This is a genomic window from Caballeronia choica (assembly GCF_001544535.1).
In the GTDB taxonomy this organism is placed as follows: Bacteria; Pseudomonadota; Gammaproteobacteria; order Burkholderiales; family Burkholderiaceae; genus Caballeronia; species Caballeronia choica.
This window is the reverse complement of the sequence record NZ_FCON02000048.1, coordinates 35257-54203: the sequence shown is the minus strand read 5'-3', so window position 1 is coordinate 54203 and position 18947 is coordinate 35257. Positions and strand designations below refer to the sequence as shown.

The following is an 18947-nucleotide window of genomic DNA, read 5'->3' as shown; positions in this document are numbered from 1 at the left end:
ACGCTTTCGTGATGCGGTGACTTGTCGCAAACCGGATCGGCATTCGCCGGGTCTTGCGTGAGCAGATACGCCTGACAGCGGCAGCCGCCGAGATCGATCGTCTTCTCGTCGCAACTGCGGCAAGGCTCCTTCATCCAGTCGAAGCCGCGAAAGCGGTTGAACGCATCGCTCTCGTACCAGATTTCCCTGACCGTCATCTCCTTGACGTTTGGAAAGGTCAGGCCCGGCAGCGAGCGCGCCGTGTGACACGGCAGCGCGGCGCCATCCGGCGCGATGCCGAGGAACACCGAGCCCCAGCCGTTCATGCAGCGCTTGGGCCGGCGCTCGAAGTAATCGGGCACGACGAAGAAGATCCTGCACTTGTCGCCGATTTCCCGCCGATAGCGCTCGACGACCGCTTCCGCTTCCTTCAGTTGCTCGGCGGTCGGCATCAGTTGCGCGCGGTTCGTATGCGCCCAGCCGTAGTACTGCGTGTTCGCGAGTTCGAGATATTCGGCGCCCATCTGCAGCGCCATGTCGATGATCTTGTCGACGTGCGGCAGGTTATAGCGATGCAGCACGCAGTTGAGCACCATCGGAAAGCCATGCGCCTTGATCGCCTGCGCGACGCGGTTCTTCAGTTCGAACGTGCGCGTGCTGCTGAGGAAGTCGTTGAGTTCCTGCGTCGAGTCCTGAAACGACAACTGGATGTGATCGAGGCCCGCTTCCTTGAGTGCGTCGAGGCGCTTGTCGGTCAGCCCGATCCCCGAGGTGATCAGGTTCGTATAGAAGCCGAGCTTGCGCGCCTCCGCGACGAGTTCTTCCAGATCGTCGCGCAACAGCGGCTCGCCGCCGGAAAAGCCGAGTTGCGCGGCGCCCAGCGCGCGCGCCTGACGCAACACGTCAACCCACTCCGCCGTGCTCAATTCGCTGCTGTGATCCGTGTAGTTCACCGGGTTGTAGCAGAACACGCAATGCAGCGGGCAGCGATAGGTCAGTTCGGCAAGCAGCCACAGCGGCGGCGCGATGGTCGCCGGTTGTGCTTCAGCCATCGGTTGCGATAGATCGGTCATGCTCTTACTCCAGCCAGCCGCGCGTTTGCGCGCCGGCGATGAACGCGCGCACGTCGGCATCGAGCCCGGTGGTGTTGAACGCCTGCTCCAGATCGGCGACGAGCGTGGGCAGATCGCGCGTGCCGTCGCAGCGCAGAAGAATCTGCGCCGCGCTCTGGTTCAGCTTCACCATGCCTTCGGGATAGAGCAGGACGTGCGCGTCCTGCGCCGGTTCCCATTGCAGGCGGAACAGCTTCTTAAGCTTGGGACGAAGCTCGCTGGTGTCGCTCATTGGGGGAAGGCCTTTTCGATGGAATCGAGCATGGTCCAGAGGATGTCGAGCTTGAACTGCAGGATTTCGAGCGCGCGTTCCTGCTGCTCGCGCCGCTTGAAATGGTCGAGCGTGACTTCGAGCCCATGTTCGACGTCGCGTTGCGCGAGCGTGATACGCGAGCGGAAATACGCGAGGCCGACCGGCTCGATCCACGGATAATGTTCGGGCCAGGTCGCGAGCCGGTCCTTGTGAATCTGCGGCGCGAACATCTCGGTGAGGGACGAACAGACTGCCTCCTGCCACGGCGCGCGGCGCGCGAAATTCACGTAGGCATCGACAGCGAAGCGCACGCCAGGCGCCACGAGCCTGAGCGACCCCAGTTCATCGCGCGTGAGACCGACTGCATCGCCGAGGCGGGCCCACGCTTCGATGCCGCCTTCCTGGTCGCCGTAGCCATCGTGATCCAGGATGCGCAGCACCCAGCGGCGTCGCGTCTCGCGATCGGGGCAGTTGGAGATGACCGCGCCGTCCTTGAGCGGGATATTGATCTGATAGTAGAAGCGATTCGCGACCCAGCCACGAATCTGCTCGCGCGAACAGCCGCCGCTATTCATCTTCACGTTGAACGGATGATGAATGTGATACGCGGTGCCTTTCGCGCGCAGTTGCGCTTCGAACTCATCGCGGGTCCAGGCGGGTTTCGCGTCGTCCGTCGTGTCGATCATCGATGAAGCTCCCTGCGTGTTCATAGTTTGAACGCCATGCCGTCGCTGGCGACCTCGATGCCGTGCTCGGTCAGCACGCGCCGCTCGGGGCTGTCCTCGACGAGGATCGGGTTCGTGTTGTTGATGTGGATGAGCACCTTGCGCACGTTCGGCCGGTCGATGGAATCGAGCACTTCGATCATCCCGCCCGTGCCTGATTGCGCGAGATGGCCCATGTCGGCGCCGGTCTTCTTCGAGAGGCCGAGGCGGATCATTTCGTCGTCGGTCCAGAGCGTGCCGTCGACGAGGATCAGGTCCGCGTTGGACATGGCCTCGTAGACATGCGGCTCGATCGCGCCGAGGCCTGGCGCGTAGAACGCGCGCTTGTTGGATGCGGTATCGATGAAGACGAGGCCGATGTTGTCGCCGCGCTCGGGTGCTTCGCGATGCGGCGAATAGGGCGGCGCCTTGCTGGTGAGCGGCAGCGCTTCGATGCGCACATGCGGCAGGGCGGCGATGGTGATTGCTTTGCCATCGAGGTCGATGCGGTGGCGCTCGATGCCGCAGTAATGCGAGAGGATCGACGTGATGGGGAAGCCGGTGGACAGGTCTTGCCATACCGGGTCGGTCACGTAGAGCGGCAGCGGCGTGTCGCGTTCGCGCAGCATGAGGAGGCCGGTGACGTGATCGATTTGCGCGTCGATGGTGAGGACGGCTGCGATGCCGGAATCGCGTGGGCGGCGTGCCGGTTGGAGTTCGGGGTTCGCGGCGATTTGCGCGAGGATATCGGGGGAGGCGTTCACGAGTAGCCAATCGTGGGTGTTTTCGCTTACCGCGATCGAGGATTGGGTGCGGGGGGTGGCTTTTAGCGTGCCGGTGCGCGCGCCGGCGCAGTTGCGGCAGTTGCAGTTCCATTGCGGGAAGCCACCGCCGGCCGATGAGCCCAGGACTTTGATTTTCATTGCGGTTGGCCTTTCGCTGGCGCTTGGGGGTAGGGGTGGGTTTGGTGTTTACACCGTTTGATGTTTATGCGCTTCTGTGGAACTTGTATTGTTTTTAGTTTATTAGCTCTGCCCCTGTCCGGGGCGGGACTCACTTTCTTTGCTGCTGCAAAGAAAGTAAGCAAAGAAAGCAGCTTCCCACCGCGAATGCTTGCCAGTCGCCGCCAGACTGTTCCCTCGGAGTGGTCCAACCGGGGGAGTGTCGTTAGCGGGGTTTCATCGTTGTTGGCATGTAGAAAAGGCGCGCGCGTCGCACCGCTATACGAAGTGGACCAGCAGTCATACATCCAGCCTCGCGCTTCGCGCTCGCCCGTCAGGCAAAACCAACGCCCATCGCTATCGCTATCGCTATATCTACATCCTACGTTCGTGCTTGCTGCATGCTTCAATTCACCGCTTGGCAGACCTGTCGTCGGGCACGAAGTGCCGGGACGGATGAATGACTGCTGATCCACTCCGTGTAGCGGTGCGAGGTGCGCGCCTTTTCTACATGCCAACAACGATGAAACCCCGCTAACGACACTCCCCCGGTTGAACCACTCCGTTTCAAGCGCGAGTGAAGACGGGTTAGGGCTGGCGTTTGAAAGCTGCTTTCTTTGCTTACTTTCTTTGCAGCAGCAAAGAAAGTGAGTCCCGCCCCGGACAGGGGCAGAGCAAATAGACCAAGAAGAAAACAAGTTCCATAGAAGCCTAAGCGCATCAAACGGCGTAAACACCAACCCCAACCCCAACCCCAACCCCAACCCCAACCCCGCCCCCAAGCGCCAGCGATCACCCTTCACGGAAACATCCTCCTGACCAACCCATCACGGTCGATCAACTGATGCTTCATAGCGCCAGCAAAATGCAAAACGATCAGTCCGATCATCACCCACGCAATCACCCCGTGAATAGTGAAAAACACATGCCGCAGGTGCGCATCATCCCAACCCCACTGCGGCAGCGCCAAACCCCAAAACTTCGTACCGTACTTGTTGAACGATGACCCAAGATAGCCAGTCAATGGCATCGCGACCATTCCCACATATAAAAGACCCTGCGTGATACTCGCGGCGGCGCGTTGCCACGCTCGCATCGGCGGCAGAGGCGGTCGACCGTAGGCCATGCGTGCCATGATGCGGATCAGCACCAGCAGGAAAACCGTCATGCCAAGCGACTTGTGGAAGTTGATCACCGTCGACTTGAACGGCAAACCCTTCGGCAAGCCGACCATATAAAGGCCAATGCCAAGCATCGCGATGATGCCAAGCGCAATCAGCCAGTGCAGCACAATAAGCGGCAAGGCGAAGCGCGGCGCAGCGGCATTTCCCAGTCCCCCAGGATCGCGCGTCGCTCCGGGCGAATGCGCAGCATTCATGTCGAGCTTCCTCTTTGAAGGATGTCCTTAAATCTGACGTCTGTTCTATTCTTATCTCGTGACTAGGATTGCGCGATCAGCAATTCCCCTCGTCCATCCACCGCGAGGTCGCCGGCGTGGCGTCTCGGCAACGCGCTCGCGTCCAATGCCGAAAACGGCGCGATCTCGCGAGCAAGCGAACGCACAAAAAGCGACCAGAAGACGTGAAAGCCATGTCCGCCGCCCGTGAACGTGGGTGGCAGGCGGTCCGGTTCGCGCGCCAGCAACAACGTGCCGCGCCGCATCCCATACGCATAGTGTGTGCCGATCCGCCCCGCAATGCAGACCGTCCCCGCGACGATCCGCGATGCCGCGAAATCGCCCGCGTCGCCGCCGACCAGCACGAGGCCGCGGCGCATCCGGTCAGCAAGTCGCGCACCCGCGTTGCCGTGGATCGTCAGCGTGCCGCCCGTCATCCCTTCCATGTCGCCGGGCAGCGCGCCAGCGGCGAAGTCGCCGGCGTTGCCGGTGACGGTGAGCCGCCCGCCGCGCATCTCGCAGCCGGTGAAGCGGCCAGCGTCGCCGTCGATATGAAGCTCGCCGCCTGTCATGCCGAGGCCCGCACAGGCGCCGGCCGAGCCGTGCACCTCGATGCGGCCTTGCGCCAGACGCGCGCCAAGCCGGTCGAGCCAGCGCGTGTCGCCTTCCACGATCAGCATGGGCGATTCGCTGTCCGAGAGCGTCACGTCGAACAGGTCGCCGACTGCACAAGTCGCGTTGCCCGCGGGTAGCGCGAGTCGCGCGATCTCGTCGGCGGAGAGCGCCGCGAGCGAAGCAGGCAGCAATTTCGACGCATCCACGCGAAAGCCCGGTGCAGTTCTTACACGAAGCGCGATCGTGTTCATGCGGGCTCCCCGCCAATCCGTGCCGCCAGCTCGCGCAGATGGAAGTGGTAAGGGCCGAGCTTGCCGCCGTAGTTGCCGGCCGAGATTCGCAGCACGCCCGCCGCGCGCCCGAGCTGCGTGGCGGCGGCGATGCCCGCCGTCATCGCGGCGCCGACATCGGCGTCGGTGAGACCATCGATCACGATCTCCAGCACGCACGCGACGTCCGCCGTGAGTTCGCTCTTCTTCGACAAGCCGATCAGTGTCGGGCAGAACGCGTCGTTGGTGGATGCCGTCGCGCCCGCGTACTTCGAGCCGATCTTCGACCCCGAGCGCACGACGCCGCCCGGAAACGGCGTGATCACGTTCGGCAACGCGTGCATCGCGGTCACGGCGGCTTCGGCGGCGGCGAGCGCCGAATCGATATCGCGCGCGAGAAAGAGCAGGTTGCCGCCGCCGACCGCTTTCACCGTGACTGTGCTTTCCTCGCAAACGAACTCGCCGTCCATCACGGGCACGCGCCAGTAGCGCGTGGTGCCCATCATCTTCGATATCTGCCAGCCGTCGCCGAAAAAACGCAGGCCGCCACCGAGCGGCGCGTTGTCGGAAAGCGGCGCGCGGCTCGTCGCCGGATCGATGCCGCTGTAGACGGCCGTCGTCGGGCACGTCAGCACGCACTGGCCGACGCGCCGCGCGATCTGCTTCGCCAGTTCCTTCGACGACACCGCGAACATCAGCACCGAAATGCCGGGGCGCTGGTCGGGCGTTTCTTCGGCGGCGAGCTCGCGTTCGATGCCGGCTTCGCAGCCGCAGTCGATCACCGAGGTCGCGAAACCCGTCAGCGAGAGCGCGGCGTTGCGCGCCCACTTTGACGTGTGGGCGGTGATGATGAGGCGCGTCGCCTTCATCGGGAAGGCTTCCGCGAAGGTGTCGTCGATGAGCGTTTCGTTGATCTGCATGGCGCTCAGGCGTCGTTGAAGCAGGCGACCGGCAGCAGCCGGCCGCCGCGGCAGCACGCGCAGATTTCGTCGTCGCTGATGGCGGCGTGCGTGAAGTTGCCGGTGAGATTCGCGTCGCTATACGCGCGCAGCGTCTTTTCGATGCCGCGATCGAATTCGGGCGCGACGAAATGGATGCCGCCCGTCGGCGTGGCGACGAGCGTGCCGTCGCGCGCGACCAGTTGCCCGTCCTTGAACACGAACGCCGGCGACGTGAACATGCGCTCGCGATCCGGCTCGTCGCGATAGACGGCAATATCCGCCGCCGCGCCCGCGCCAAGCTGGCCGCGATCGCTCAACCCGAGCAATCGCGCGGGACCGGCGCGCGTGATGATCGCGATGTCATATAGCGAGAACTCGCGGGTGAGTTGCGGAAGCGCGCTCGCGACCTGCGCTTCGGGTTGCAGCTTCGCGAGCTGCTCGTCGCGGAAGGTCTTGTCCATCAGCAGGCGAATCAGGTGCGGATAGCTCGTGAACGGGCCGCCGTTCGGGTGATCGGTCGTCATCGAGACGCGCCACGGATCGTCGACCAGCAGGAAAATCTCCAGTCCGATGATCCATTGCAGCGCGTTCACGTAGCTTTGCTCGCGATAGCGGAACGGCACGATGCCGCAGCCCGCGTCGCATTCGATATCGCCGACGATCCACTTGCGCGGATTGCCGAGCGGCGCGTTCTTGAACTGCATCATCGTGTCGCCGGAAGCGGTCACGGTCTGCCCGAAAATGATCTGGCCGACATCGATCGATACGTTCGGCCGCGCATTCACCGCTTCCGCGATCGCGCGCGCCCCCGACGAAAACTTGCGCGGACCTTCCGTGCCGTAGCTGTGGAACTGGATATGCGTGAGGTGGATCGGCAGGCCGTCGGCGGCGTCCATCGTGGCGATCGTCGACGCGATGTTGCCCGGTACGCCAAGGTTGCTCGCGTGAACGTGCAGCGGATGCGGCACGCGCAGTTCGGTCAGCGCGCGCGACAGCGTGCGCAGCACGTCGCGCGGCGTAATGCCGTAGTGGACGTGCGCTTCGTCGACATCGAGCGAGCGCTGGTTGAACTTGAACGCCGAGATGCCGCCGGGGTTCACCACCTTCACGCCGAGCGCCTTGCTCGCGTGGATCGTCCAGCCGATGTAGTCGCGCAGGCGCTCGAAGTCGTCGCGGGCGGCGAGCATCTGCAGCAGGAGTTCGTCGTTGCCCATCATCACGTAGGCGCCGTGATCGATGATCGGCGTGTCGCCCATTTCCAGGTGCGTGTGGCGCGCGTTCGACGGCATCATCGCCGGCTCGAAGGCCGCCGTGTATCCCATCTCCGCGTAGCGGTAGCCGGTGGCGAGCGTGCCGGGCGTGCAGACGCCGCAGGACGGCAGGCGCAAATAGTTGCCGTCGGAGCCGGCTGCGGCATCGGCGTTGGCGCGGTGGTCTTCCGGCAGGAGAAGCCGCGACAGATTCGTCTTGCCGCCGCCGATGTGCGAATGCAGGTCGATGCCGCCCGCCATCACGACCATTCCCGACGCGTCGTAATCGTCGTCGACGGGCGCGTTCTCTGCGTTATCGACGATGCGCCCGTCGCGGAAGTAGATGTCGCGGCGCTCGCCGTTCACGCCGTTGGCGGGATCGTAGACCACGCCGCCCTTGAGCCGCGCGAGGCTCATGGCTGGCTCCCTTTGGCGAGTGCGGCGGCGATCTCGGCGACGGTCGGCAGCGGGGTCTTACGCGCGGCCTGAAGCGGCGCGACGACGGTCGCATCGATGCGGAACAGATGCCCGCCGCTGTCGATGCCGGGCGTCGCCACCGGGATGAACACGGTCGGCGCGTTGCGCTTGCCTGGTTTGCCTATCGTGCCGGCCAATGCAGGATGACCGAGCACGATGACGGGAACGTCGTCGGCGAGCGTGGACGGCAGCGGTTCCGGCCCGAAGCTCGCGACCCACAGGAGCGCGTCCGCTTCGCCATCGGCGAGCAGCGTCTCCGTTCGATAGCGGTACGGATCGTGATCGAGCGGCGCCGTCATCGACACATGCGTGCGCAACGGAAAGCCGGACAGCCACGTCACGGCCTGATTGACGGTGAGCGCGCCGTCGTCGCCGGACAATGCGAGACCGCCCGCCCGCGTCGTGCGATTCACGGCCTTGACGATGCGGTTCAGCGCTTCGATCAGCAGCGCCGCGTGTGGCTGCGGCAGCGCGGCCGGCTCGTAGACGAACACTGTGTAGCGCGCGGCCGCGACACGGTCGGCGAGTGCGGACAACGCGCGCTCATCGATGGCGCGTCCTTCGAGATGCGCGGACCAGAGCGCGAGGACATCGAAGGGATCGGCGTCGGCGAGGATCGAATCGACGCTCGCGTTCGGCAACGCGTTCGCAGCCGGATCGACCGGACACGCGACGAAGCTCAGTGCAACCGCCCGGTCGATGCCGCCCAGCGCGCGCTCGTAAAAGCGCGGATAGCGCTGCGACGGCGCGCAGCCGAACACGATCACAAGATCGGCACGCGAGCGCACCTCGGAGAGCGTCGTGAAGAACGACCCGCGATCCTGCAGCGCGAGCGTCGCTGCCGCGAGCGTATCGCCGTGCAGGTGATCGAGGACCGCGCCGCAGCGCGCCGCGAGTTCATACAGGGCGCGGGCGCCGGCTACGTCGGTCGCGAGGCCGCCGAAGAGCGGCCGCCGGGCGCGGGACAGGATCTCCCCGGCTCGCGCGAGCGCCGACGCGTGATCGGTGGTTGCGCCGTCGATCGCCGGCTTGCACGCTGCGTCCGCGCTGCCGTAGAGCGCAATCGAGCGCGCGAGACGCGGGCAGTCTGTGTTCAGTGCGGCGAGGCTGTGGTCGCCGCGCAAGTCTATCGAGATGTCGTCGCATAGCAGCGGGCAGAACGGGCAGGTCCAGTCGCGCGTGATCGAAACGGACCGTGCGGGTAACGGTGAAAGCGGAGGCGCGGGCGCGACAGCGGCGCCCGAGTGGCCGATACTCGACGGAAGGGAGGACGGATCGTGCATGGCGCCCCTTTGAGCAAGGTCCATGCCGGTCTCCATGCTGGTTGCCCCACGGGCGCACTTCACCGCGTTCGCGCCAGATCGACGCGAATGGCCCGTGCGCGCAACACAGTATGTGCGTCCTTCTGAAACACAGTGTCACCCGAGGGACACGCGCTGCAACACCGCCTTGCGAACGCATGACACTTATGACGCGCCGCACCACATGGCACGGATATTGTGTGAGCGGTTGGTTACCGATAAACCCGCACCACCTGTGACGAGTGACTTTGCTTTGACCAAAATCTTCGTATTCGAATATCTCACTGGCGGCGGTATCGACCCGGAACTGGCGGGCGCGGCGAGTCTCGCGGACCTGAGCGCGCTGGTCGTCGAGGGGCGCGTGATGCGCGATGCGCTCATCGCGGACCTGCGTGAGATAGATGGCGTGGAAGTCTCGTTCGCCAGTTCGCGCTTCGAGGCGGTCGATGCGTCGGAAGCGCATTACATGGCGGAGCCGAACGAGCCGATGACGCGCTTCGTCGCGCGCGTCGCGCGTGAGCACGACCATGCGTGGATCATCGCGCCAGAATGCGACGGCTTGCTGCTGCGTCTTCACGATGCCGTCGGCGCCGCGCGCTGGCTCGGCTGCTCGAAGGAATCGATCCGCGTCACGTCGAGCAAGAGCGCGACGGCCGCGTGTCTCGTGGCGCATGGCATCGCCGCGACGCCCGCGCTCGAACCGGACTCGGCGCCAGCGCTTGCGGGCGGCAAATGGGTCGTCAAGCCCGACGACGGCGCCGGTGGCCTCGACACCTATGTCTACGACGACCTCGGCCACGCATGCGCCGAATATGAAGCGCGTGCGGCGGCGGGCCGCAATCCGGTGCTGCAGCAATGGGTCGATGGCGATCCGCTCAGCTTGTCGCTCGTCTGCGGCGAGCGCCGCGCCGAACTCATCAGCATCAACCGGCAGCGGATCGGCTTGCCCGAAGCGCCGGCTCAGGGACACAACGAGCGCGTCGTGGAATTCACCGGCGTCGACATCGACCGCATCGAACGGCGCGGCGTGCAGGGACGCATGCTCGACGCGCTGGCGCAACGCGTCGTTACGGCGTTGCCGGGTTTGCGCGGCTTCGTCGGCATCGATCTCGTGTGGCATCCCGAGCGCGGGCCCGTCGTGATCGAAGTCAATCCGCGCCTGACCGTGGCGTTCGCGGGGCAGTCCGCGCGCCTTCGGCGCAATCTCGCACGCGACCTGCTGGCGGTGCATGGTGTCGCGGGCTTCGAGGTCGATACCCGGCCGCGCTTTCGCGCGTTCGGAGGGTTGTCGTGAACGCCGCTCAGGCGTTGGCCGAAGCGCCGGTCTTCGGCTGGGACGTCGGCGGCGCACATGTGAAAGTGTCGATGGTGAGCCGCTCGGGCGTGCTTGCCGATGTCGCGCAATGGGCGTGTCCGCTGTGGCAGGGGCTCACGCATCTGGAGCGCGCGATCGACGCCGTGTTCGAGCGCTGGCCCGCCGCGCGCGACGGCGCCGCCCGCCATGCCGTCACGATGACGGGCGAGATGGTCGACCTGTTCGCCGATCGTGCCGAAGGCGTGCGCGTGCTCGCGAGCGCGCTGGCGCAGCGACTCGGGCCGCGCACGCTGTTCTATGCGGGCGCGGCGGGCTGGCTCGCCCGCTCCGCCTGCGCCGACGGCTGGCGCAAGGTAGCGTCGGCGAACTGGCACGCGAGCGCGCAGTGGGTCGCGACGCGCATCGCCAATGCGCTGTTCGTCGACATCGGCAGCACCACCACCGACATCATTCCGATCGTCGAAGGCCGGATCGCGGCGCGCGGATCGAACGACGCCGACCGGCTCGTGAGCGGTGAACTCGTGTATCAGGGCGTGGTGCGCACGCCGTTGTGCGGCGTCGCGCATCGCATCGCGTTTCGCGGCGAGACGACGAGCGTGATGAACGAATGGTTCGCGACGAGCGCGGACGTCTATCGTCTGACGGACGAGCTTTGGGCGCCGCACGACCAACATCCGAGCGCCGACAACGGCCCGAAGACGAAGCCGGCAAGCCGTGCGCGTCTGGCGCGCATGATCGGCCGCGACGCCACCGAGGCGAGCGATGCGGAATGGCGCCGTTTCGCCGACGAGTGGCGGCGCGAGCAGTTGCGGGCGATCGAGGCGAGCCTGGCGCGCGTGTGCGCGGCGCATCCGGCGCTTGCGGCTGCACCGATCGTCGGCGCGGGGTGCGGGCGGTTCTTGGCGGCGGCGCTTGCCAGGCAGGAAGCGCGCAGCTATGTCGACTTCGCGATGCTTGCCGGCGCCTGTGCCGGTGCGGCGGACGCGCGAGGGGATGCCGAGGTCGCTGAGTGGATCGCGACGTGCGCGCCGAGCGTGGCCGTGGCGTTGCTGGCGGCGTCGGCGACCTCGATCGAACTGCTGCCGCGCGCGGGTGGCGAAGGGCAGACACTGGCCGCATGAGCGGACGAAGGCAGCATTGAAGCATTCACGACCAAGCGAGGAAACACGTCATGTGGGTGGTGAAAATCGGGGGAAGCCTCAGTCACGACCCGGCGCTGCGAGAGTGGCTCACGCAGCTTTGGGAAGTGGGCGGCGGGCGCGTGGTGATCGTGCCGGGCGGTGCCGAATTCGCGGACACGGTTCGCCAGTATCAGCTCGAATGGGGCTTCGACGATCTCGCCGCGCACAACATGTGTCTGCTCGCGATGGCGCAGTACGCGATCCTGATGCAGGGCGTGCTGCCCGAACTCGTCCTCGCATCGAGCGAGGAGAACATCCGGAAAGCGCTGCGCGACGGGCGCGTCGCGGTGTGGGTGCCGACGGGTTTGATGCGCGTCACGCCGGATTCCACGACCAATTGGGACACCACGTCGGACAGCCTGGCCGCGATGCTCTCGACGACGCTCAACGCCGAGCGGCTGATGGTCGTGAAGTCGTGTGCCGTCGATACTTGCGCTTCGCTCGAAACGCTTGCCGCGAATGGCGTGGTGGATGCGCGCTTCGCGGGTTATGTGAAGGATGCCAACTACGTGGTCGAGTTGTTTAATAAGGATGATGTGGGGCTTGTGCGGGATCGGTTGTTTAACGTGCCGGTGGTTTAGGGCTGGCGCCGGGTGCTTACGCCGTTTGACGGTTTTGCGCATGGTGCAGCGCATCCGCCCACTGTGCGACACGCTTGGGGTCCAGCCGCCCGCCGCGTCCTTCCGCTTCATCGCAAAGCGCCGTGCGAAATCCCGCGATATCCGGCTCCAGCGCGCGGATTTGCTCTAACTGCCCCCAGCCGAGCGAACCCGCCACGCACGTCATCGCGCCCCGCGCGCCCGCCGCCGCGAGACAGCGCGCAAGCGTCCCCGCGTCGACGCAATCGAAGAGCGTGCGGCCATTTTTGCTGGCCGTATCGAAGACAATGCCGGCAAAGCCGAGTGTCCCCGCGAGCGCCGCGAGTTCCGCATCCGCGCCGTCATCCGACAACAGCACCGGCACCACGGACGCCGGCAAACTCGCGAGCAACGCGAGGCAGCGCGCAGCGTCCGGCCCCGGCGTCACGCCGACCTTCACGTAATCGACGCCCGCCGCGTTCACTTCGATCACGCGCGCGGCAATCTCGTCGAAGGCGTCGGTCGGCAGGTCGCCGATCGTCGCGCTGATCGGCTTCACCGGATATTGCGCACGCAGCGCCCGCACGATGCGCGCGATTTCATCGACGGCCACGCCGCCCAGCGCGCCCGCGCCCGGCTCCTTCAGGTCGATCAGTTCGGCGCCGGCATGCGCGGCGTCGAGGGCTTCGGCGGACGAGCGGACGCTCGCGAGCAAGGCGGTCATGGGTGTCTCCGGTTACTGCGGTTTGACAGGGTCGCTGCGATGCCGCGCGATGGCTTCCTTGATCCAGTTCCACGCGGTGCGCTCGGCATCACCGGCGGTCTTGTCGATGGCGATCTGGAGATAGGCGATCTCGTTGTCCACCTTTTCAGGCGGCAGCATGAAGAGCCGGCTCACGAGGATCGCGCCTTCCACCACTGCGGACTGCGCCCGATTGAAGCCCGGAAACGGTGCGTGCGTCTCGCGATGCACGCATTTCATGCGTAGCACCGGGCGCTGTTCATCGTCGCGCACTTCGTCGAGGCGCAATTCCATGTGCGCCAGCGACCCGTCGAGCCGCACGCTTTCGATACGGCTCGTGGGCACGGTGGGCCAGTCGCGTTTCGTGCCGGTCACGCAGCCCGCGAAGATGCGCACGTCGGTCGTGAAGTTGATCACGGCGCCGCGGGTGGCGAGGATGTTGTCGAGCGTCGTCGACGGGCGAAAGGGCGCGAGGATCGCGAGGTCGTCCTCGAAGCGCACGCCCATCGGTGCGATGTGGGGCCGGCCATCGCGCGCCGCGGTCGTGACGATCGTTTCGAAAATCATGGCGGGGAACGCTGGTCGTAGCGGCAGGCTCTGAGCCGGCAGGTTGTACTACCAATGCAACGATCCCGCACGGCAGCCGCTCATCGCGGCTAGCGCGGGATTAACGGGTGGCGATATACATCGTGATTTCAAAACCAAAACGCATATCGGTGAAGCTCGGGGTTGTCCATTGCATACACGTCCTCCTCGTTGGTGGTTCAACCGTGCCCTCGCACTTCAGCTTCGAAACGCTCGGGCACGCGTCACGATGCAAGCCCCATGCCATAGCGGTTTAAGCAGGCGGCGAATGGAACGGACGCGCGCTTTCACGGCTGGGTGTCGCGGAAACGCAGCAAAGTGTTCCATCTGCATCATAGGCAATAACCCGCGATAAAAGGATCACTTAGGGACGCACAAGAAATTCGTGAATTCACTTCGAGAGTGGCCGCGCCTACTCTGCAGACTCAGCGCAGGCGAACAGCACGAAGAGCCGGACGTGCAACGAGCCCCGGCAACGCAGCCTGCCGCAACCGCCGATCACTCTCGAGGAAACGCAATGAACGACTTCAGCAAAGCCGCCGTCGAGCCGGTCCGCAATCCGCACGATCCGCGTTCGCGTTATGCGGCGGGCGTCATGAAGTATCGCGAGATGGGTTACTGGCAACCCGACTACACGCCGAAGGACACCGACATCATCGCGCTCTTTCGCATCACGCCGCAGCCTGGTGTCGAGCCCGAGGAGGCGGCTGCGGCGGTCGCGGGGGAATCGTCGACAGCAACCTGGACCGTCGTGTGGACCGACCGCCTGACCGCCTGCGACATGTATCGCGCGAAGGCGTATCGCGTGGAGCCGGTACCGTCCGCCGCCGCCGGCGAGCCGCAGTTCTTCGCGTACATCGCGTATGAACTCGACTTGTTCGAGGAAGGATCGGTCGCGAACCTGACGGCATCGATCATCGGCAACGTGTTCGGGTTCAAGCCGTTGAAGGCGCTGCGACTGGAGGACATGCGCATCCCGGTTGCCTATTTGAAGACGTTCCAGGGACCGCCGACGGGGATCGTGGTCGAGCGCGAACGGCTCGACAAGTACGGACGGCCGCTCCTCGGCGCGACGGTGAAGCCGAAGCTCGGGCTCTCGGGCAAGAACTATGGTCGGGTCGTGTATGAAGGGCTGAAGGGCGGCCTCGATTTCCTGAAGGACGACGAGAACATCAACTCGCAGGCGTTCATGCACTGGCGCGACCGCTTCCTGTTTTCGATGGAAGCCGTGAATCGCGCCCAGGCCGAGACGGGCGAAGTGAAGGGGCACTACCTGAACGTGACCGCCGGCACGATGGAGGACATGTACGAGCGCGCCGAATTCGCCAAGGAACTTGGGTCGTGCATCGTGATGATCGATCTCGTGATCGGGTGGACCGCGATCCAGTCGATGTCGAAATGGGCGCGCAGGAACGACATGATCCTGCATCTGCATCGTGCGGGGCACGGCACTTATACGCGGCAGCGCAATCATGGCATTTCGTTTCGCGTGATCGCAAAGTGGCTGCGCATGGCGGGAGTCGATCATGCGCATGCGGGCACGGCGGTTGGCAAGCTCGAAGGCGATCCGCTTTCGGTGCAGGGCTATTACAACGTGTGCCGCGACGCGCACAACGACGTCGACCTTTCGCGCGGGATTTTTTTCGACCAGCCGTGGGCCGGTTTGCGGAAGGTGATGCCGGTGGCGTCGGGCGGGATTCATGCGGGGCAGATGCATCAGCTGGTGGGGCTTTTCGGCGATGACTGCATCTTGCAGTTTGGTGGCGGCACCATTGGTCATCCGGGGGGGATTCAGGCTGGCGCCCTGGCCAATCGGGTTGCGCTCGAAGCGATCGTCAAGGCGCGCAACGAAGGGCGCGACATTGCCAACGAAGGACCCGAGTTGCTTGAGGCCGCTGCGCGGTGGTGCACGCCGCTGAAGCAGGCGCTCGATACGTGGCGCGATGTGACGTTCAATTATGCATCGACGGATACGCCGGATTTTGCTGTTACGGCTACGGCGGTTTGATGATCGCTGGCGCTTGGGGTTGGGGTTGGGGTTGAGGTTGAGGTTGAGGTTGATGTTTACACCGTTTGATGCGCTTAGGCTTCCATGGAACTTGTTTTCTTCGTGGTTTATTTGCTCTGCCCCTGTCCGGGGCGGGACTCACTTTCTTTGCTGCTGCAAAGAAAGTAAGCAAAGAAAGCAGCTTTCAAACGCCAGCCCTAACCGGTGTTCACTCGCGCTTGAAACGGAGTGGTTCAACCGGGGGAGTGTCGTTAGCGGGGTTTCCCCGTTGTTGGCATGTAGAAGAGGCGCGCACGTCGCACCGCAACAGGGAGTGGAACAGCAGTCATTCATCCGTCCTGGCACTGCGTGCCCGACGACAGGTCGTTGAGCGGTGAATTGAAGCATGCAGCAAGCACGAACGTAGGACGGTGATATAGCGATGGGGCTCGGGTTTCGGTTTTGCCTGACGGGCGAGCGCGAAGCGCGAGGCCGGATGTATGACTGCTGGTCCACTTTCGTATAGCGGTGCGACGCGCGCGCCTTTTCTACATGCCAACAACGATGAAACCCCGCTAAGGACACTCCCCCGGTTGGACCACTCCGAGGGAGCGGTCTGGAGGCGCATGGCAAGCATTGGCGGTGTGAAGCTGCTTTCTTTGCTTACTTTCTTTGCAGCAGCAAAGAAAGTGAGTCCCGCCCCGGACAGGGGCAGAGCAAATAGACCAAAAGCAAAACAAGTTCCATAGAAGCCCAAGCGCATCAAACGGTGTAAAACCAACCAAACCCCTATCGGACCGATAAAACCATGAAGATAACCCAAGGCACTTTCTCCTTCCTCCCGGAACTGACCGACGAAGAAATCTCCAGGCAAATCGACTATGCCCTGAGCCAAGGCTGGGCCTGCTCCGTCGAATTCACCGATGACCCGCATCCGCGCAACACGTACTGGGAAATGTGGGGCCTGCCGATGTTCGACCTCCACGACGCCGCCGGAGTGCTGCACGAAATCAACGCCTGCCGCACGACGTATCCGCAGCACTACATCAAGGTCAACGCCTTCGATTCAGTGCGCACCTTCGAAACGATGCGGCTCTCGTTCATCGTCAACCGCCCCGACGCGGAGCCCGGCTTCCGCCTCGAACGCCAGGACGGACCCGGCCGCGTGCAACGCTACGCGATGAAAAGCTACGCAAGCGACCGCCCCGCAGGCGAACGCTACGTGGAGCGATGAACCATGTCCGCCGAAGCCACCGTCGACATGCCAGCCCCCGAGACAACCGAGGCCACCGAGGCCACCGAGGCGCCGCAAGTCGATCTCGTCGCGCTCTTTCACGACTCGGGCATCGGCGATGTCCTCGCGGAACTCGACCGCGATCTCGTCGGCCTCGTGCCGGTGAAAACGCGCATCCGCGAAATCGCGGCGCAACTGCTCGTGGAGCGCGCGCGCGAAACGCTCGGCATCGCGAGCGGCGCGCCGACACTCCACATGTGCTTCTCAGGCAACCCCGGCACCGGCAAGACGACCGTCGCGCTGCGCATGGCCGAAGTGCTGCACCGGCTCGGCTATATCCGGCGCAATCATCTGGTGTCGGTGACGCGCGACGATCTCGTCGGTCAGTACATCGGCCACACCGCGCCAAAGACCCGCGATGTGCTGAAACGCGCGATGGGCGGCGTGCTCTTCATCGACGAAGCGTATTACCTCTATCGCCCGGAGAACGAACGCGACTACGGACAGGAAGCGATCGAGATTCTCTTGCAGACGATGGAGAACCAGCGCGGTGATCTCGTCGTGATCCTCGCCGGCTACGAATCGCGCATGGAGACATTCTTCAAGAGCAATCCGGGCTTTCGTTCACGCATCGCGCATCACATCACGTTCCCCGATTACGACGCGCTGGAGTTGCTGCAAATCGCGGAACGCATGCTCGCCACGATGCACTACCGGCTCGACGAGGACTCGCGACACGCGTTCGAAGACTATCTCGCGCGTCGCATCGCGCAGCCGAACTTCGCGAATGCGCGCTCGGTGCGCAATGCGCTCGACCGCGCGCGGCTCCGGCAGGCGAACCGCCTCTTCGCCGACGCGCTGCAAGGTGGCAAGCCAACGGATAGCGCGGCGCTGACGCTCATCGCCGCGAGCGATATCCGCGCGAGCCGTGTCTTCGATGCACCGCCGCCCGATCCCCTTCGATAGACCCTTCGATAGACCCTTCAGGAGAGTGCCATGCAGGACGGACGAACGACCCTTTCGAAGTTCCTCATCGACACACTCGACCGCAAGCCCGGGCCAGAATCGGCGAGCGGCTTGTCGGCGCTTCTGATCGACGTGGCCGCATCGATCAAGACGATTTCCGCGACGCTCACGAAAGGCGCGCTCGGCGGCAATCATGGATCGGCTGAGACGATCAACACGCACGGCGAGGAGCAGAAGAAGCTCGACCTCGCGACCAACGACATCTTCCTGCAGCACTGCGAGTGGGACGGCCTGCTCGCGGGAATGGTGTCGGAGGAAATGGAAGGCGTCTATGCGATTCCCGACGCCTACCCGCGCGGCGAATATCTGCTCGCGTTCGATCCGCTCGATGGCTCGTCGAACATCGATATCAATGGCGTGGTCGGTTCGATCTTCTCCGTGCTGCGCGCGAACGGCAAGTCCGGCGACGCGGCATTCCTGCGTCCCGGTCACGAACAGGTGGCGGCGGGCTACGCGATCTACGGGCCATCGACGATGCTCGTACTTTCGGTCGGCAACGGCACGCATGGCTTCACGCTTGAACGCGACGTCGGCAACTTCGTGCTTACGCATTCCGATATCCGCATCCCCGAAGACTCTTGCGAGTTCGCGATCAACGCCTCGAACGAGCGCTTCTGGGAACCGCCCGTGCGCCGCTATGTGCAGGAATGCAAGGACGGCCGCAGCGGTTGCCGCGAGCGCGACTTCAACATGCGCTGGATTGCGTCGATGGTGGCGGAAGTACATCGCATCCTGATGCGCGGCGGCGTGTTCATGTATCCGCGCGACTTCAAGACGCCCGCGATGCAGGGACGTCTAAGGCTTCTCTACGAAGCGAGCCCGATGAGCTTTCTCGTCGAACAGGCGGGAGGGCTTTCGATCACCGGACGCGAACGCATTCTCGATGTGAAGCCGCGCGCGCTGCATGAGCGTGTGCCGGTGATTCTCGGATCGAGGAACGAAGTGGCGCGCATCGGGCGATATCACGGCGAATACGATCGCGGCGAGGACAAGCCGTTCACGTCGCCGCTTTTCAACGAGCGTTCGCTGTTCCTGCCCGAAGCACCGGTTTAAGGAGACAC

Annotated in this window: 19 protein-coding genes; 7 read left to right on the top strand and 12 right to left on the bottom strand. The window is 64.4% G+C overall.

Going from position 1 to position 18947, the window contains the following annotated elements; translation table 11 throughout:
• The 9 genes from pqqE to AWB68_RS21135 all read right to left on the bottom strand — a co-directional run.
• The coding region (gene pqqE, locus AWB68_RS21185; RefSeq protein ID WP_087646305.1) for a pyrroloquinoline quinone biosynthesis protein PqqE at nucleotides 1-1052 on the bottom strand (1052 nt) is incomplete at its 3' end.
• 4 nt (nucleotides 1053-1056) lie between these two features.
• A complete protein-coding gene (pqqD, locus tag AWB68_RS21180; protein ID WP_087646304.1) occupies nucleotides 1057-1323 on the bottom strand; it encodes a pyrroloquinoline quinone biosynthesis peptide chaperone PqqD in 267 nt (88 codons plus the stop codon).
• Nucleotides 1320-2030, bottom strand: coding sequence for a pyrroloquinoline-quinone synthase PqqC (pqqC, locus tag AWB68_RS21175; protein ID WP_125482988.1), 711 nt, complete (start codon nucleotides 2028-2030; stop codon nucleotides 1320-1322). Before pqqC ends, pqqD begins: the two co-directional genes overlap by 4 nt.
• A 20-nt stretch (nucleotides 2031-2050) precedes the next feature.
• Entirely contained in the window at nucleotides 2051-2971 is a 921-nt protein-coding gene (gene pqqB / locus AWB68_RS21170; RefSeq protein ID WP_087646302.1) for a pyrroloquinoline quinone biosynthesis protein PqqB, read from the bottom strand.
• Nucleotides 2972-3788: 817 nt separating this feature from the next.
• A complete protein-coding gene (locus AWB68_RS21155; RefSeq protein WP_087646299.1) occupies nucleotides 3789-4367 on the bottom strand; it encodes a cytochrome b in 579 nt (192 codons plus the stop codon).
• 62 nt (nucleotides 4368-4429) lie between these two features.
• The gene (locus AWB68_RS21150; protein WP_087646298.1) at nucleotides 4430-5251 is read right to left on the bottom strand and encodes a formylmethanofuran dehydrogenase subunit C; all 822 of its coding nucleotides are present in this window, start codon (nucleotides 5249-5251) and stop codon (nucleotides 4430-4432) included.
• Nucleotides 5248-6189 carry a formylmethanofuran--tetrahydromethanopterin N-formyltransferase gene (fhcD, locus tag AWB68_RS21145; RefSeq protein WP_087646309.1) on the bottom strand — a complete coding sequence of 314 codons (942 nt, stop codon included), beginning with the start codon at nucleotides 6187-6189 and terminating at the stop codon, nucleotides 5248-5250. Before fhcD ends, AWB68_RS21150 begins: the two co-directional genes overlap by 4 nt.
• A gap of 5 nt (nucleotides 6190-6194) precedes the next feature.
• Nucleotides 6195-7877 (bottom strand): formylmethanofuran dehydrogenase subunit A, encoded by a 1683-nt coding sequence (locus tag AWB68_RS21140; protein ID WP_087646297.1) that lies wholly within the window; start codon nucleotides 7875-7877, stop codon nucleotides 6195-6197.
• Nucleotides 7874-9220, bottom strand: a complete 1347-nt coding sequence (locus AWB68_RS21135; protein WP_374729592.1) for a molybdopterin-binding domain-containing protein — start codon at nucleotides 9218-9220, stop codon at nucleotides 7874-7876. Before AWB68_RS21135 ends, AWB68_RS21140 begins: the two co-directional genes overlap by 4 nt.
• A 271-nt stretch (nucleotides 9221-9491) precedes the next feature.
• Here AWB68_RS21135 and AWB68_RS21130 point away from each other — a divergent pair, with 271 nt between their 5' ends.
• Genes AWB68_RS21130 through AWB68_RS21120 form a run of 3 tightly spaced genes read left to right on the top strand, consistent with a single transcriptional unit; the run spans nucleotide 9492 to nucleotide 12315 of the window.
• Nucleotides 9492-10532, top strand: coding sequence for an ATP-grasp domain-containing protein (locus tag AWB68_RS21130; protein ID WP_087646295.1), 1041 nt, complete (start codon nucleotides 9492-9494; stop codon nucleotides 10530-10532).
• Nucleotides 10529-11674 (top strand): hydantoinase/oxoprolinase family protein, encoded by a 1146-nt coding sequence (locus tag AWB68_RS21125; RefSeq protein WP_087646294.1) that lies wholly within the window; start codon nucleotides 10529-10531, stop codon nucleotides 11672-11674. The genes AWB68_RS21130 and AWB68_RS21125 overlap by 4 nt, the downstream gene beginning before the upstream one ends.
• Nucleotides 11675-11724: 50 nt before the next feature.
• Nucleotides 11725-12315: an amino acid kinase family protein gene (locus AWB68_RS21120; RefSeq protein ID WP_087646293.1), complete on the top strand. Its 591-nt coding sequence runs from the start codon at nucleotides 11725-11727 to the stop codon at nucleotides 12313-12315.
• Between the two features lie 16 nt (nucleotides 12316-12331).
• Here the strand turns inward: AWB68_RS21120 and AWB68_RS21115 are convergent, their stop codons facing one another.
• The 3 genes from AWB68_RS21115 to pqqA form a co-directional block, all read right to left on the bottom strand.
• Entirely contained in the window at nucleotides 12332-13036 is a 705-nt protein-coding gene (locus tag AWB68_RS21115) for a (5-formylfuran-3-yl)methyl phosphate synthase (RefSeq protein WP_087646292.1), read from the bottom strand.
• Between the two features lie 12 nt (nucleotides 13037-13048).
• Nucleotides 13049-13621: a DUF447 domain-containing protein gene (locus tag AWB68_RS21110; protein ID WP_087646291.1), complete on the bottom strand. Its 573-nt coding sequence runs from the start codon at nucleotides 13619-13621 to the stop codon at nucleotides 13049-13051.
• A 100-nt stretch (nucleotides 13622-13721) separates the two neighbouring features.
• Entirely contained in the window at nucleotides 13722-13796 is a 75-nt protein-coding gene (gene pqqA / locus AWB68_RS21105; protein ID WP_008354335.1) for a pyrroloquinoline quinone precursor peptide PqqA, read from the bottom strand.
• A gap of 360 nt (nucleotides 13797-14156) precedes the next feature.
• On the opposite strand from pqqA, the gene AWB68_RS21100 reads away from it, so the two are divergent.
• From AWB68_RS21100 to AWB68_RS21085, 4 genes are all read left to right on the top strand, one after another.
• Nucleotides 14157-15647 (top strand): ribulose-bisphosphate carboxylase large subunit, encoded by a 1491-nt coding sequence (locus AWB68_RS21100; RefSeq protein ID WP_087646290.1) that lies wholly within the window; start codon nucleotides 14157-14159, stop codon nucleotides 15645-15647.
• 787 nt (nucleotides 15648-16434) lie between these two features.
• Nucleotides 16435-16860, top strand: coding sequence for a ribulose bisphosphate carboxylase small subunit (locus AWB68_RS21095; RefSeq protein ID WP_087646289.1), 426 nt, complete (start codon nucleotides 16435-16437; stop codon nucleotides 16858-16860).
• Nucleotides 16861-16887: 27 nt separating this feature from the next.
• Entirely contained in the window at nucleotides 16888-17826 is a 939-nt protein-coding gene (gene cbbX / locus AWB68_RS21090; RefSeq protein WP_374729591.1) for a CbbX protein, read from the top strand.
• 30 nt (nucleotides 17827-17856) lie between these two features.
• Nucleotides 17857-18939: a class 1 fructose-bisphosphatase gene (locus AWB68_RS21085; RefSeq protein WP_087646287.1), complete on the top strand. Its 1083-nt coding sequence runs from the start codon at nucleotides 17857-17859 to the stop codon at nucleotides 18937-18939.
• The last annotated feature ends 8 nt before the right edge of the window (nucleotides 18940-18947 follow it).

Coding starts and splice junctions, on each gene's coding strand:
- pqqD (WP_087646304.1), bottom strand. CDS start 1,323: ATGAGCGACACCAGCGAGCTTCGTCCCAAGCTTAAGAAGCTGTTCCGC.
- pqqC (WP_125482988.1), bottom strand. CDS start 2,030: ATGATCGACACGACGGACGACGCGAAACCCGCCTGGACCCGCGATGAG.
- pqqB (WP_087646302.1), bottom strand. CDS start 2,971: ATGAAAATCAAAGTCCTGGGCTCATCGGCCGGCGGTGGCTTCCCGCAA.
- AWB68_RS21155 (WP_087646299.1), bottom strand. CDS start 4,367: ATGAATGCTGCGCATTCGCCCGGAGCGACGCGCGATCCTGGGGGACTG.
- AWB68_RS21150 (WP_087646298.1), bottom strand. CDS start 5,251: ATGAACACGATCGCGCTTCGTGTAAGAACTGCACCGGGCTTTCGCGTG.
- fhcD (WP_087646309.1), bottom strand. CDS start 6,189: ATGCAGATCAACGAAACGCTCATCGACGACACCTTCGCGGAAGCCTTC.
- AWB68_RS21140 (WP_087646297.1), bottom strand. CDS start 7,877: ATGAGCCTCGCGCGGCTCAAGGGCGGCGTGGTCTACGATCCCGCCAAC.
- AWB68_RS21135 (WP_374729592.1), bottom strand. CDS start 9,220: ATGCACGATCCGTCCTCCCTTCCGTCGAGTATCGGCCACTCGGGCGCC.
- AWB68_RS21120 (WP_087646293.1), top strand. CDS start 11,725: ATGTGGGTGGTGAAAATCGGGGGAAGCCTCAGTCACGACCCGGCGCTG.
- AWB68_RS21115 (WP_087646292.1), bottom strand. CDS start 13,036: ATGACCGCCTTGCTCGCGAGCGTCCGCTCGTCCGCCGAAGCCCTCGAC.
- AWB68_RS21110 (WP_087646291.1), bottom strand. CDS start 13,621: ATGATTTTCGAAACGATCGTCACGACCGCGGCGCGCGATGGCCGGCCC.
- AWB68_RS21100 (WP_087646290.1), top strand. CDS start 14,157: ATGAACGACTTCAGCAAAGCCGCCGTCGAGCCGGTCCGCAATCCGCAC.
- AWB68_RS21095 (WP_087646289.1), top strand. CDS start 16,435: ATGAAGATAACCCAAGGCACTTTCTCCTTCCTCCCGGAACTGACCGAC.
- cbbX (WP_374729591.1), top strand. CDS start 16,888: ATGCCAGCCCCCGAGACAACCGAGGCCACCGAGGCCACCGAGGCGCCG.
- AWB68_RS21085 (WP_087646287.1), top strand. CDS start 17,857: ATGCAGGACGGACGAACGACCCTTTCGAAGTTCCTCATCGACACACTC.